The organism is Rhodococcus ruitaii (genome assembly GCF_055230935.1).
The window spans coordinates 1-13,283 of record NZ_JBUYWC010000006.1 but is presented as its reverse complement, the minus strand read 5'-3'; the positions used below and the strand labels follow the sequence as shown (position 1 = coordinate 13,283).

The window sequence follows — 13,283 nt, the reverse complement described above, 5'->3', positions numbered from 1 at the left end:
ACGACCGAGGGAGAGCACAGTGCGACGGTTCGGCATCCACGGGGGGATTCCGCGGCAGTCTTCGTCATCCGACAGAGAGGCGGCGCGCAGGGATGCGCCGCCGGGCCGGAGTGGGAATGTGCCGTCCCCGCCCCGGCGGCGGCACGGTCCACGGTTACTTGCGGGGCTCGGGCTGATCACCACCGTGCTCGTCGGGCTCGGGTCCACCGCGGGGGCGGTGCCACCGCCACCGCCGAATCCGAGCGAGTCGGAACTCGACGCTGCCGGCGCTGCGGTGAGTTCGGGCGTCGACCGGATCGGCTCGCTGATCGTGGAGATCGCCGGCGCAGACCAGCGCCTGGCCGAACTCGACGGGCAAGTGGCGATCAAGCGTGAAGACGTCAACCGTGCGCTCGTGGATCTGCAGTCGGCTCGTGATGCCGCAGACGTGGCCGCCCAGGAGGTCGCACTCTCGGAACTGGCGCTGCAGGATGCGGGAGCCCGGATCCGGCACGCACAGGACGATTTCGACGACTTCGCACGCAGCAGCTACACGCAGGGCGTCAACGGCGCATCTCTCGCGTCCTTCTTGTCGACGGACGGACCCGACGATCTTCTCGATCGAGCCCAGGTGATGCGGTTGTTGTCCTCGGGCAGAACCGCAGTCCTCGATGCGCTCGAACGTGCCCGCGCCACCGAAGCCAACAGCAACTCCCGGGCCCGCGCCGCGAAGCTCGACGCCGACGCAGCGGCGGACGCCGCCGAACAGCGCCGCTCCGAAGCGGAAGCCGCGATCGCGACGGCCCGCGAGGCACTCGAGGCGCAGGCGAGCGAAAAACAACGTATCGAGCAGGAACGCGCACAGGCTCAGACCGCACTCGACCAGGCCCGGACGAATGTCGCAGGGCTCGAAGGGCAGCGTGCCGAATACGTGGCGTGGGACGACCGCCGCCGCGCCGAGGACGCCGCGGCCACCGCTGCTGCCGCGGCCGCGCAGGTTGCTGCGCAGGCCGCATCCGAAGCGGCGGTACGGGTGGCCGCAGATGCCGCCGCGCGAGCGCGCGCTGCCGAGTTGTCGAACGGCCAGCGTCCCCACACACAGCTCGACATTCCCGCACCGACAGTGACCGCCCCGAACGAGACGGAAGTAACCGAACCGGGCACACCCGAAACCGATGCCTCCGAATCCGATGCCCCCGAATCCGCCACCGCCGAATCCGAGGGCACGAACCCCGACCCCGCCGACGAGACCGGTCCGTCGACCCCGCGTGAGTCCAGCCCCCGCTCGTCTCCGCGCACGACCCAACGTCCGACGCTGACCGGCGCTGCTGCCGTCGAAACGGTCATCGACCGCGGGCTGTCGCAGATCGGCGTGCCGTACGCATGGGGTGGTGGTGACGAGAACGGCCCCACCCTGGGAATTCGTGACGGCGGTGTCGCCGACAGCTACGGCGACTACAACAAGGTCGGATTCGACTGCTCCGGACTGATGATCTATGCCTTCGCGGGAATCGGCGTCTCACTCCCGCACTACACCGGGTACCAATACACCGCCGGTACCCAGGTTCCCGCATCGGACATGAAACGCGGGGACATGATCTTCTACGGACCGAACGCCAGCCAGCACGTCGGCCTGTATCTCGGCGACGGCACCATGCTCGAGGCGCCGCAGTCGGGTGCGCACGTGAAGATCTCGCCGGTACGCTGGGACGGCATGACACCGTATGTGGTGCGCATGGTGTCGTGACGGCAACGCGGCGCAGGTCGCGCGGGGGTGACGACACGCAAGACCGGTACCTGCAATAGTGGTGCCGGCAGGTGTTTCCAGCGGAGCAACAGGCGAAAGCGGTGGATTGTTGGTGACCTCACGCGAGGGTGGGACGTCGGGGACTGCAGGATCGTCGGGGACTGCAGGGTCGAACGACAAGAGCGAATCGACCGTCCAGAAGAGCGGCGGCCGTAACGACGCTGTGAATGCCCCGGCGGCGAACGCGCCGGTGGCGAACAAGCCGGTGGCGAACAACACGGCAGTGAACACGACGAAGCCGCAGCAGCCAGCCCCGCCGCGCAACGACGGCCCGAAACTCGACGGACGCAACCGAGACGGCCAGGGCGCACCGAAGGCAGTCGATCCTGCGCAGGACGTCCGGCTTCTCGAGCGAGCCATCTACGAGGTGAAACGGGTCATCGTCGGGCAGGATCTACTTGTCGAACGGATGCTCGTCGGCGTCCTCGCGAGGGGGCACGTGCTTCTCGAGGGTGTGCCCGGCGTGGCCAAGACCCTCGCGGTGGAAACGTTCGCCAGGGTCGTCGGCGGCTCGTTCTCCCGCGTGCAGTTCACCCCCGACCTCGTCCCGACAGATCTGGTCGGCACCCGGATCTACCGGCAGGGTCGCGAAGAGTTCGACACCGAACTCGGACCCGTCGTCGCGAACTTCGTCCTCGCCGACGAGATCAACCGTGCCCCGGCAAAAGTGCAGTCGGCGCTGCTCGAGGTGATGGCCGAACGACACGTGACCATCGGTGGCAAGACCTTCCCGATGCCCGACCCGTTCCTCGTCATGGCCACCCAGAATCCGATCGAGAACGAGGGCGTCTATCCCCTCCCCGAAGCACAGCGTGACCGCTTTCTGTTCAAGGTCCTCGTCGACTACCCGACGGTCGAGGAAGAGCGGGAGATCGTCTACCGCATGGGTGTTGCTGCACCGGAACCCAAGCAGATCCTCGGCAATGACGAACTGATCCGGCTGCAGAAGGTCGCGAGTCGTGTGTTCGTGCACCACGCGCTCGTCGACTACGTGGTGCGGGTGATCTTCGCGACGCGATCCCCGGCCGAACTAGGTCTCGACGACGTGCAGGGCTGGATCGCCTACGGCGCGTCCCCCCGCGCGACACTCGGCATCATCTCTGCTGCCCGGGCGCTGGCGCTGGTTCGCGGTCGTGACTACGTCGTTCCGCAGGACATCATCGATGTGATCCCCGATGTGCTGCGCCACCGCCTGGTGCTGTCGTACGACGCGCTCGCCGACGACGTCTCCCCGGATCACATCATCGGGCGGATCCTGCACACGGTCGGCCTGCCGCAGGTTGCGCCGCTCGCGTCTGCGCCTCCCCAGCCGGCACGTACCGGTGCACCGTCCGCCGGACCCGAGGCGGGTGCGGCGCCCCGGTGAGTGAACGCGCCCCCGCGTCGCCGCCGACGTTCCGTGCCGGCCAACTGCGTGACCCCGAGCTCACCGCTGCGCTGCGCACGCTGGAACTGACGGTCCGGCGCCGCCTCGACGGTGTCCTGCACGGCGATCACCTCGGTCTGATCCCCGGACCCGGCTCGGAGCCGGGCGACGCTCGTGAATACCAGCCCGGCGACGACGTCCGGCAGATGGACTGGTCGGTCACCGCCCGCACCACCCATCCGCACGTCCGGCAGACCGTCGCCGACCGCGAACTCGAAACCTGGCTGGCGCTCGACCTGTCGGCCAGCCTCGATTTCGGTACCGGAACCTGCGAGAAGCGCGACCTCGCCATCGCGTCCGTCGCAGCGATCGCCTACCTCACCGGCGGCGGTGGAAACCGCATCGGCGCGGTGGTATCCAACGGCCGCGACATGGCACGGATGCCCGCCCGCGGCGGGCGTCTGCACGCGCAGTCGATGCTGCGGACGATTGCCACCACGGCGCACCCACCCGATGGCACCCGCGGTGATCTGCGTGGCGTCATCGACTCCCTTCGTCGCCCACAACGACGTCGCGGACTGATCGTCGTGATCAGCGATTTCCTCGGGCCCATCGACTGGGAGAGACCGCTGCGGGCACTGTCCGCCCGGCACGACGTACTCGCCGTCGAGGTCCTCGACCCGCGAGATCTCGAGCTGCCCGACCTCGGTGACGTCGTCCTACACGACCCCGAAACCGGCCGCACCCGCGAATTCACCACCACTCCGCAATTGCGGGCCGACTTCGCGCAGGCCGCCTCCGATCATCGCGCCGCGGTGGGACAGGCACTGCGGCGGTGCGGCGCACCTCGGTTGAGCCTGCGGACCGACCGCGACTGGATCGGCGATGTGGTCCGCTTCGTCGCGTCCCGCCGACACAGCATCGGCGCAGGGCAGGGGGGACGATGAGTTTCTCCGGTTTCGCCTCCCCGTGGTGGCTGTTGTTCCTGGTCGTTGTTGCGGCACTTGTCGTCGGATATGTCTTCGTGCAGCGCCGCCGGCTCACTCACACCTTGCGGTTCACCAATTTCGAACTGCTCGAGAAGGTTGCACCCGATCGGCCAGGACGCTCGCGGCACGTCCCTGTCGCGCTGCTCCTCGTGGGACTCACGCTGCTGACGATCGCGTTGGCCGGACCCACCTCCGAACAGCGGATTCCCCGCAACCGCGCGACTGTCGTCCTCGCGATCGACGTGTCGCTGTCGATGGAAGCGACCGATGTCGCACCGTCCCGGTTGGCGGCGGCCCAGCAAGCGGCCAAGTCGTTCGCCGACGACCTCACCCCGGGCATCAACCTCGGGCTCGTCGCATTCTCAGGGACGGCGTCGGTCCTCGTCTCACCCACCACCAACAGGGAGGCGACCAAGACCGCGATCGACCATCTCCAACTGAGCGAGCGCACCGCGACCGGCGAGGCGATCTTCACCTCGATGCAATCCATCGAGACCCTCGCCGCGGTCCTCGGCGGCGGCGATCAGGCACCACCGGCTCGCATCGTGTTGCTCTCCGACGGCAAGCAAACCGTGCCCGAAAGCCCCGATGATCCACGCGGCGGATTCACCGCCGCCAGGCAGGCCTTCGAGAAGGGAATCCCGGTGTCGACGATTTCTTTCGGGACGCAGTACGGCAGCGTGACGATCGAGGGCGACCGGATTCCGGTTCCCGTCGACGACCCGTCGCTCGAGGAGATCGCCGAACTGTCCGGAGGAAGTTTCTTCACCGCAACCAGCCTCGAAGAACTCGAAGGCGCCTACGACACGCTCGAAGAGCAGATCGGGTTCGAAACCACCCGCGGCGACGCCAGCCGCCCGTGGCTCATGCTCGGTGTCTTCGCCATCGCCGGGGGGCTGGTCGCCGCCATGGTGCTCCGTCAGCGCCTGCCCTGACCCGAGTTGTGGCAGCCGCGGTGTCTTTTCCGTACTCGATCCACCACCAGATAGGTTTGCTTGCATGACTGACGCAACCAGCGCCACACCGTCGCGGCACGTGAACACCCCCCGTTCGGTACTCGTCACCGGAGGAAACCGCGGGATCGGCCTCGCCGTGGCCCGCCGCCTTCAGGCCGACGGGCACAAGGTCGCCGTCACCCATCGCGGATCCGGAGTCCCGGAAGACCTGTTCGGAGTTGTCTGCGACGTCACCGACAGCGACTCCGTCGATCGCGCCTTCGCCGAGGTGGAAGAACATCAGGGACCGATCGAGGTGCTGGTCGCCAATGCGGGCATCACCGACGACACCTTGCTGATGCGTATGACCGAAGACCAGTTCACCAACGTGCTCGACGCAAACCTCACCGGCGCGTTCCGGTGTGCCAAACGTGCCAACCGCGCGATGCTGAGGGCGCGCTGGGGCCGAATGATCTTCCTCGGATCGGTCGTCGGTATGGCTGGTCAGGCAGGCCAGATCAACTACGCATCCTCGAAGGCCGGCGTCATCGGCCTGGCGCGTTCGGTGACCCGCGAGCTCGGCTCCCGGTCGATCACCGCCAACGTCGTCGCACCCGGCTTCGTCGAGACCGACATGACGGCCGAACTGTCCGATGACATGCGCGACATGGCGAAGAAGATCATCCCGCTGCAGCGACTCGGCAGACCCGAGGACATCGCTGCCGTGGTGAGCTTCCTCGCCTCCGACGACTCCGCGTACGTCTCCGGCGCGGTGATCCCCGTCGACGGCGGTATGGGGATGGGCCACTAGCCACCCGCCAACCGGACCACATCCGTAACTCACTGGAGGAGCGACACACTCATGGGCGGACTGCTCGAGGGCAAGACCATTCTCGTCACCGGCATCATCACCGATGCCTCGATCGCGTTCCACACCGCGAAGGTCGCGCAGGAACAGGGCGCGAAGGTGATCATCACCGGATTCGACCGGCTCCGGCTGATCGACCGCATCGCGCAGCGCCTGCCGCAGCCGGTGCCGCCCGCCGTCGAACTCGACGTGCAGAATCCCGAGCACCTCGCGGGACTGGCCGAGACCATCCGGGAACTCGCCCCGGAGGGCATCGACGGCGTCGTGCATTCGATCGCGTTCGCACCTCGTTCGGGTCTGGGGTCGCCGTTCATGGACGCTCCGTGGAGCGACATCTCCGTTGCTCTCGAAGTCTCCGCGTACTCGTACTCGGCGCTGGCCAAGGCGCTGTTGCCCGTGCTCAACGACAACGCGTCGATCGTCGGTATGGACTTCGACCCGGCCCGTGCGATGCCGTTCTACAATTGGATGGGCGTCTCGAAAGCCACCCTCGAGGCGGTCAACCGGTACGTCGCCCGTGAGGTCGGCAGCCGTGGTATCCGCTCCAATCTGGTCGCCGCCGGTCCCGTCAAGACTCTCGCCGCGAAGGCCATCGCCGGCGACGCCACCGGGCCGGGCGCGGAAATGAACAAACTCAACGACGGATGGTCGGCCGCGTCGCCGATCGGGTGGGACGTCGACGACCCGACTCCGGTCGCCAAGACCGTGTGCACCGTGCTGTCCGACTGGCTCCCCGGCACCACCGGATCCATTGTCTACGTCGACGGTGGCTTCCATTCGCAGGTCGGTTTCGGCGCCTGACGCAACGTCCGAACAGGTAGGAACAAGCACCACCATGGAGAACACCCCCGAGGCGTATGACGCGCTGATGGTCCTGTCGTTCGGGGGGCCCGAAGGCCCCGACGATGTACGTCCGTTCCTCGAGAACGTCACCCGCGGTCGCGGGATCCCACCGGAACGACTCGACGACGTGGCCCAGCACTACCTGCACTTCGGGGGTGTCTCCCCGATCAATGCGCTCAACCGCGCGATCATCGACGCTGTGCGTGCCGAATTCGATGCGCACAGAATCGATCTGCCGATCTATTTCGGCAACCGTAACTGGCACCCGATGGTCGAGGATACCGTCGCAGAGATGGCCCGCGACGGTATCCGCAACGCACTGGTGTTCGCGACCTCGGCGTGGGGCGGATACTCCGGGTGCCGCCAGTATCACGAGGACATCGCGCGCGCCTGCGAGGCCGTCGGGGCCGGCGCCCCCGCACTGACGAAATTGCGCCAGTTCTACGATCATCCGCTCGCTGTCGATGCGGCGGCCGACGCGATCGCCGCCGCCCGCACTGAACTACCCGACGAGGTCCGCGACGACGCCCGCGTCGTCTTCACCGCGCACTCGGTGCCCGTGCGCGCCGATGCGGCCGACGGCTCCACCGATCTCGGCGGCCATCTCTACAGCCGGCAGATCACCGAGGCGTGCGCCCTCGTCGCCGCAGCCGCCGGTGTCGACGACTACGACCAGGTGTGGCAGTCGCGCTCCGGCCCGTCGCAGGTACCGTGGCTCGAACCCGACATCGTCGACCACCTCGACGCACTGTCCGGTCACGGTGTCGAGGCCGTCATCGTCGTCCCGATCGGGTTCGTCTCCGATCACCTCGAAGTGCTGTGGGACCTCGACACCGAAGCCCGCGACCGTGCAGCAGAACTCGGCGTCGTGTTCGCTCGCGCCGCCACGATCGGCACTGATCAGCGGTTCGCGGAACTGGTGCGCGGGCTCGTCCAGGAGATGACCGACGGTCTCGCGGCGCAACGGCTCGGGACGCTCCCGACACTCGGAGTCGACCCCGACGGTCACGCCGTCGAATGTTGCTCTTGCCGTCCTGACTCACCCGCCTGAGACGACCGGTTCGGCGACAGGCGGCGAGCCGAAGGAGCGCGGAACGAACCACGTCGGCAAGCTCCGCCGGATCTCCACGGGCCCGTCGATCACCACGGCGCCCGACCGCAGAGCCTTCGGCCACTCCAGCTCGCCGCGCCAGATCTCGGTCAAGGCGCGCAGATCCGCGCTGACGCGGACCGTGACTTCGAAGCCGGGGTCATCGTCGCAGACGTCGACGTCGTCGGGTGCGATCACGATCCACCAGCGGCGTGAACCGCGCGCCGTGCTCGGGAACGTGAACTGTATGACCGTGCGGGTCTCGGGCGTCACCGTGTGATCGACGTGGCGGTGCATGTCCCACATCAGAAGCTTCGGATCCAGATCATGATCGCCGAGCCGGCCGGTCCACCGGGAACCCCAGGCACCGAGCGCCTCGACGACAGGTTCGAGTCCGCGTCCCGCGGGAGTCAGGACGTACCGCACGTCCGATCCGTTCTCGGTGCGCTCCACGATGCCCGCGACAGTGAGCTGGTGCAGCCGTTTCGACAGCAGCGTCGGAGATATCCGTGGAAGACCGCGCCGCAGCTCGTTGAAATGCTCGCTCCCGAGTACGAGTTCACGCACGATCAGCAACGTCCAGCGCTCGTCGAACAGCTCCATCGCCTTTGCCACGGGACAGAATTGGCGGTACGACGGCCCCATGAACGAATGCTATGCCCGTTGCCATCTGGTGAGCAATCATAAGCAAGCCCTGTCTGCTTCTTCATCGGGCAGCCGCACCTTCCGGTGAAGCAGTCCCGGTCTCACCCAGCAACTGCTGGTGCCGGGTTGACGCTTCCTTGCCTGACATCACCGGGCTGTCAGGTCGAGCGTCGGCCACGTCGAACCAGATTCGGCGTCGAGTGAGCAGTACAGATCGTGTACTGGAGACGCGGGCAGGCTGCTTCGTACTGTCGAACCACACGCACTCGGAGATGAGTTGCGTACATCCAGTCAGGAGCATCGAGATGACCGACTCCACCACTCTCACCACCGACCACGCGCTCAAGGCGAAACACCGTGCGATGTGGGCACTCGGCGACTACCCGGCCGTCGCGGACACCGTCATACCCACCCTCGGCGCACGGCTCGTCGCCGCCACCGGAGTGCAGACCGGCGACCGGGTTCTCGACATCGCCGCAGGCTCGGGCAACGCGTCGATTCCGGCAGCGCTGGCGGGCGGCGATGTGACCGCCAGTGACCTGACACCGGAACTGTTCGAGGTCGGTCGTCGCCATGCGGCGGCGGCCGGTGCACGGCTCGACTGGACCCAGGCCGACGCGGAAGCCCTGCCCTTCGACACCGGCGCCTTCGACACGGTGCTCTCGTGCGTTGGCATCATGTTCGCGCCGCACCATCAGGCGGCGGCCGACGAACTCGTACGCGTGACGCGCCCGGGCGGCCGGATCGGGCTGCTCGCCTGGACCCCGACCGGCTTCATCGGAGAAATGTTCGCGACGATGAAGCCGTACGCCCCGCCGCCCCCTCCCGGAGCCCAGCCGCCACCCCTGTGGGGAGACGAGACTCACGTGCATGCGCTGCTCGGCGATCGGGTGCGCGACATCGACACCCGGACGGAGACGATGCGCGTCGACGCCTTCGATACCGCAGCCGAGTTCCGTGAGTTCTTCAAGCAGAACTACGGACCCACCGTGGCTGTATACGCCTCGCTGGCAGACACCCCGGATCGCGCGGCGGCACTCGACCGCGCCCTCGACAGCCTCGCAGGCCGCTACGATCTCGGTCGGGGAGCTATGGACTGGGAGTACCTGTTGCTCACTGCCCGGCGCTCGGGATAGCGAAGCTACGCGCGGATGTGTCACCGGCACACGGGGTAGGCGGTTACCGGTGGCGATCCAGCGCGCTGAGTGTTGCCGCGACCGCGCCGAGGCGAGCGAGCCGCACCGCCGACCACAACGGCCGCAACGCGTCTTCGCGGGCGCCGGCGGCCGACGCCGAACCTGCCTGTGGACCGCCTCCGGTCGCCGCGACCGACAGGATCGCCGCGACCTGGTCGGCGGATTCGAGAATCCGTACCGCCCGCGACGGCAGAACGTCCGGGTACCGGTGCCGAGCGCACTCGGCGATGTGCTCGGCGATCTCGGCTCGAGGATCGGTCCGGCGCCCGTCGGTGTCCACGGTCTGGATGCCCGCCAAGGTTGCCGCGGCATCGCGTACCGCTTCCTTCATGGTGAACTCGGCTTCGCCGAGGCCGGGAGGTGCAGGTGGCTCGGGCAGTATCGGGAGCGCGAACACCGTCCAACGCAACACATCCGGACCCTCCACGGTCGGAACGAGCCCGAGACCCGGTGTGCCGGGCGCGCCCACCAGCACCCCCTCCCCGGCGGCGAGCGCCGCTGCCGCGAACTCGGTGCCTGTGGGTAGTCCATGCACATCGCCGGCCGCCGGGAGCACCAACCGGATACCTGCACCACCGGTGGGGTCGGCACGGCGGATCACGGGGAGCAATCCCGCCGTCCCCTCCACCGGGCGGGTGTCGGGCAATCCCGCCGCCGACGCGGCCTCAGCGGTGTGGGCAGCAACCAGATGCATCGGTGCCCACTCGAGGAGAGCGTCGAGCACATCGTCGGCGGCCGCGTGGCCGGCCAACCACGAACCCGCCCACACGGCCACGGTCAGACTGGGAGAACTCACCAGACGAGCATAGGACGGTGTGCCGACGGGGTCCGTGCCACGTCGTGGCGCTCGGCGTGGCGCCCCGTGCCGCCGACGGGCTGTCCTAACGTGGTCGGGCGTGAGCCCACGAGACATGTACGGTGCCGACATCTATGCCGGGCACGGCCGAAGAAAGAAGAAACCCGTCCCGGAACTGGAAGCCGAAAAAGACCTGGTGGTCGAGGATGCCGCGTCCGGATGGTGCGGTGCGGTGATCGGCTTCGAACGCACCTACGACGGTGACTTCGTCCGGCTCGAGGACGCGAAAGGACGAACGCGTCTGTTCGCGATGCGCCCGGCGGCGTTCCTCGTCGACGGTGCTCCGGTGACGTTGACGCGTCCGAAGCCGCGCGCCGCAGCGGCACCGACCCGATCGGCGTCCGGGTCGGTGCGGGTCGAGGGTCTCCGCGCCCGGGTCGCGCGTGGTAGCCGCATCTGGGTGGAGGGGGTGCACGATGCGGCGCTCGTCGAGCGCGTCTGGGGGCATGACCTGCGTGTCGAAGGTGTGGTCGTCGAGCAACTCGAGGGCCTCGACAATCTCGGAGCGCGGCTCGCCGAATTCCGGCCTGGCCCCGGCCGGCGGGTCGGGGTGCTCGCCGACCACCTGGTTGCCGGGTCGAAGGAGGAACGGCTCACCCAGAATCTGGGGCCGTACGTGATGGTGACCGGCCACCCTTTCATCGACGTCTGGGAAGCGGTCCGCCCCGCGGTGCTGGGGATCGATGCGTGGCCGAGGATTCCCCGTGGTCAAGACTGGAAGACCGGGGTGTGCCGAGAGTTGGGTTGGGGCTCACCGCAAGATGGATGGCGCCGGGTCTACGGTGCGGTGTCGGGGTTCCGGGATCTCGAATCGCCGCTGCTCGGTGCGGTGGAGAGGCTGGTGGATTTCGTGACCGAACCCGAAGGTGCCTGACCGTCCGGCATCGGGATTCCGGCGAGCGCGCGTCTGCGCGCGGTGTCCGAATTGTGTCAGGATGGACCTGTGACGGCATTGATTTGGCTCATCGCCGGAGTCGCACTGGCGGCCGGCGAGGCACTGACCGGCGATTTCGTTCTGCTGATGTTGGGCGGCGCGGCGCTGGCGACTGCGGGAGTGTCGGCCGTCACCGATCTGCCCGTGTGGTTCGACGCATTGGTGTTCGCTCTTGCCTCGTTGGTGTTGCTGCTGGGGGTACGTCCGCCGCTGCGGCGTCGCTATGCACAGCCCCCGGCGTTGACCACGGGTATCGATGCGCTCCCGGGTAAGCATGCCTTGGTACTCGAATCGGTCGATGCGCACGCGGGTCGAATAAAGATAGATGGCGACGTCTGGACGGCGCGGCCACTGGACGAGACCGAATCGTACGAAGCCGGAACAACCGTGACCGTGATGGAAATCGACGGCGCAACCGCCGTCGTGTGGAGGGGCCCGTAGATGGAAGCATTGATAGTGCTCGCCGTACTGGTGGCACTTGTGGTGATCGTGGTGGTCAGGTCGGTGGCGCTGGTGCCACAGGCCGAGGCTGCCGTGATCGAACGACTCGGCCGGTACTACCGGACGGCGTCGGGGCAACTGACGTTTCTGGTGCCGTTCGTGGATCGCATCCGCGACAAGGTGGATCTGCGCGAACGTGTCGTGTCGTTCCCGCCGCAACCGGTGATCACTCAGGACAACCTGACGTTGAGCATCGACACGGTGGTGTACTTCCAGGTCACCAATCCGCAAGCGGCAGTCTACGAGATCAGCAACTATATCGCCGCTGTCGAACAACTGACCGTGACGACCCTGCGTAACGTAGTCGGCGGTATGACGCTCGAAGAGACCCTGACGTCACGTGATTCGATCAACGGGCAGCTTCGCGGGGTCCTGGACGAGGCCACCGGCCGGTGGGGACTGCGGGTGGCTCGAGTCGAACTCAAGAGCATCGATCCGCCGCCGTCGATCCAGGAGTCGATGGAAAAGCAGATGAAGGCGGATCGGGAGAAGCGCGCGATGATCCTCACCGCCGAGGGGCACCGCGAAGCTGCGATCAAGACCGCCGAGGGCGACAAGCAGTCCCGGATCCTCTCTGCCGAAGGATCGAAGCAGGCGGCGATCCTCGAGGCGGAAGCGGAGCGGCAGTCGCGGATTCTGCGCGCACAGGGTGACCGTGCGGCGAGTTACCTCGAGGCGCAGGGTGAGGCGAAGGCGATCGAGAAGGTGTTTGCAGCGATCAAGTCGGGCAAGCCGACTCCGGAATTGCTTGCCTACCAGTACCTTCAGACGTTGCCGCAGATGGCGCAGGGCGACGCGAACAAGGTGTGGCTGCTACCCAGCGATTTCGGGGATGCCCTCAAGGGCTTCGCGAAGAACCTCGGTGCACCCGGCGACGACGGTGTGTTCCGGTTCGAGCCGAGCCCGGTCGAAGAAGATCTGCAGCGACCGGAGGACGACTCCGAGGAAGTCGAGGACTGGTTCACCACCAAGAGCGACCCCGCGGTAGCGCAGGCCGTCGCCGAAGCCGAGGCCGTGGCCCGCAAGCCGGTCGATCCCGATGTGCCCGCGCCGCGACATCAGGCAGGTAAGACCGCCGGAACACCACCTCAGGCGCTGCCGCAATCGCAGCAGCCCCCGCAGGCGGGGTGGATGCCCACCGGGGAACCGGAACCGGTGGCGGATCCCCAGCGGCAGTATCCGCCCCAGCAGCAGTAACGTCTCCGGTTCACAGTGTCGGGGGGGGGGGCCCCCCGCAGGACGGCGCGCCGCCCGGGCCCCCCCCCGCCCCCCGG

The 13,283-nt window shown here is 67.5% G+C and carries 13 protein-coding genes; 11 read left to right on the top strand and 2 right to left on the bottom strand.

Translation table 11 applies throughout. The features are described from left to right. Positions 1 to 118: 118 nt before the first annotated feature. The 7 genes from ACZI8W_RS08665 to ACZI8W_RS08635 all read left to right on the top strand — a co-directional run bounded on the left by ACZI8W_RS08665 (position 119) and on the right by ACZI8W_RS08635 (position 7,838). Positions 119 to 1,726 (top strand): NlpC/P60 family protein, encoded by a 1,608-nt coding sequence (locus ACZI8W_RS08665; RefSeq protein WP_463368090.1) that lies wholly within the window; start codon positions 119 to 121, stop codon positions 1,724 to 1,726. A gap of 250 nt (positions 1,727 to 1,976) precedes the next feature. Continuing rightward, positions 1,977 to 3,152 (top strand): AAA family ATPase, encoded by a 1,176-nt coding sequence (locus ACZI8W_RS08660; protein ID WP_463368276.1) that lies wholly within the window; start codon positions 1,977 to 1,979, stop codon positions 3,150 to 3,152. Then, entirely contained in the window at positions 3,149 to 4,099 is a 951-nt protein-coding gene (locus tag ACZI8W_RS08655; protein ID WP_463368089.1) for a DUF58 domain-containing protein, read from the top strand. The genes ACZI8W_RS08660 and ACZI8W_RS08655 overlap by 4 nt, the downstream gene beginning before the upstream one ends. Continuing rightward, positions 4,096 to 5,076, top strand: a complete 981-nt coding sequence (locus ACZI8W_RS08650) for a VWA domain-containing protein (RefSeq protein WP_463368088.1) — start codon at positions 4,096 to 4,098, stop codon at positions 5,074 to 5,076. The genes ACZI8W_RS08655 and ACZI8W_RS08650 overlap by 4 nt, the downstream gene beginning before the upstream one ends. 64 nt (positions 5,077 to 5,140) lie before the next feature. Beyond that, the gene (gene fabG1 / locus ACZI8W_RS08645) at positions 5,141 to 5,887 is read left to right on the top strand and encodes a 3-oxoacyl-ACP reductase FabG1 (RefSeq protein ID WP_463368087.1); all 747 of its coding nucleotides are present in this window, start codon (positions 5,141 to 5,143) and stop codon (positions 5,885 to 5,887) included. Between the two features lie 51 nt (positions 5,888 to 5,938). Next, positions 5,939 to 6,745, top strand: coding sequence for an NADH-dependent enoyl-ACP reductase InhA (gene inhA / locus ACZI8W_RS08640; RefSeq protein WP_463368086.1), 807 nt, complete (start codon positions 5,939 to 5,941; stop codon positions 6,743 to 6,745). Positions 6,746 to 6,779: 34 nt separating this feature from the next. Beyond that, positions 6,780 to 7,838 carry a ferrochelatase gene (locus ACZI8W_RS08635; RefSeq protein WP_463368085.1) on the top strand — a complete coding sequence of 353 codons (1,059 nt, stop codon included), beginning with the start codon at positions 6,780 to 6,782 and terminating at the stop codon, positions 7,836 to 7,838. On the opposite strand, the gene ACZI8W_RS08630 is transcribed toward ACZI8W_RS08635, so the two are convergent. After that, complete coding sequence (locus tag ACZI8W_RS08630; protein ID WP_463368084.1) at positions 7,827 to 8,522, bottom strand: winged helix-turn-helix transcriptional regulator; 696 nt, start codon at positions 8,520 to 8,522, stop codon at positions 7,827 to 7,829. The two genes, ACZI8W_RS08635 and ACZI8W_RS08630, sit on opposite strands and share 12 nt — an antisense overlap. A 305-nt stretch (positions 8,523 to 8,827) precedes the next feature. On the opposite strand from ACZI8W_RS08630, the gene ACZI8W_RS08625 reads away from it, so the two are divergent. Next, a complete protein-coding gene (locus tag ACZI8W_RS08625) occupies positions 8,828 to 9,658 on the top strand; it encodes a class I SAM-dependent methyltransferase (protein ID WP_463368083.1) in 831 nt (276 codons plus the stop codon). Between the two features lie 43 nt (positions 9,659 to 9,701). Here ACZI8W_RS08625 and ACZI8W_RS08620 read toward each other — a convergent pair whose 3' ends face one another. After that, positions 9,702 to 10,514, bottom strand: coding sequence for a hypothetical protein (locus ACZI8W_RS08620; protein WP_463368082.1), 813 nt, complete (start codon positions 10,512 to 10,514; stop codon positions 9,702 to 9,704). Between the two features lie 115 nt (positions 10,515 to 10,629). On the opposite strand from ACZI8W_RS08620, the gene ACZI8W_RS08615 reads away from it, so the two are divergent. The 3 genes from ACZI8W_RS08615 to ACZI8W_RS08605 all read left to right on the top strand — a co-directional run bounded on the left by ACZI8W_RS08615 (position 10,630) and on the right by ACZI8W_RS08605 (position 13,206). Next, positions 10,630 to 11,448 carry a DUF3097 domain-containing protein gene (locus ACZI8W_RS08615; RefSeq protein ID WP_463368275.1) on the top strand — a complete coding sequence of 273 codons (819 nt, stop codon included), beginning with the start codon at positions 10,630 to 10,632 and terminating at the stop codon, positions 11,446 to 11,448. A 69-nt stretch (positions 11,449 to 11,517) separates the two neighbouring features. Beyond that, complete coding sequence (locus ACZI8W_RS08610; RefSeq protein WP_463368081.1) at positions 11,518 to 11,949, top strand: NfeD family protein; 432 nt, start codon at positions 11,518 to 11,520, stop codon at positions 11,947 to 11,949. Further along, on the top strand, positions 11,950 to 13,206 hold the full coding sequence (locus ACZI8W_RS08605; protein ID WP_463368080.1) for an SPFH domain-containing protein: 1,257 nt from the start codon (positions 11,950 to 11,952) through the stop codon (positions 13,204 to 13,206). Positions 13,207 to 13,283 lie beyond the last annotated feature (77 nt).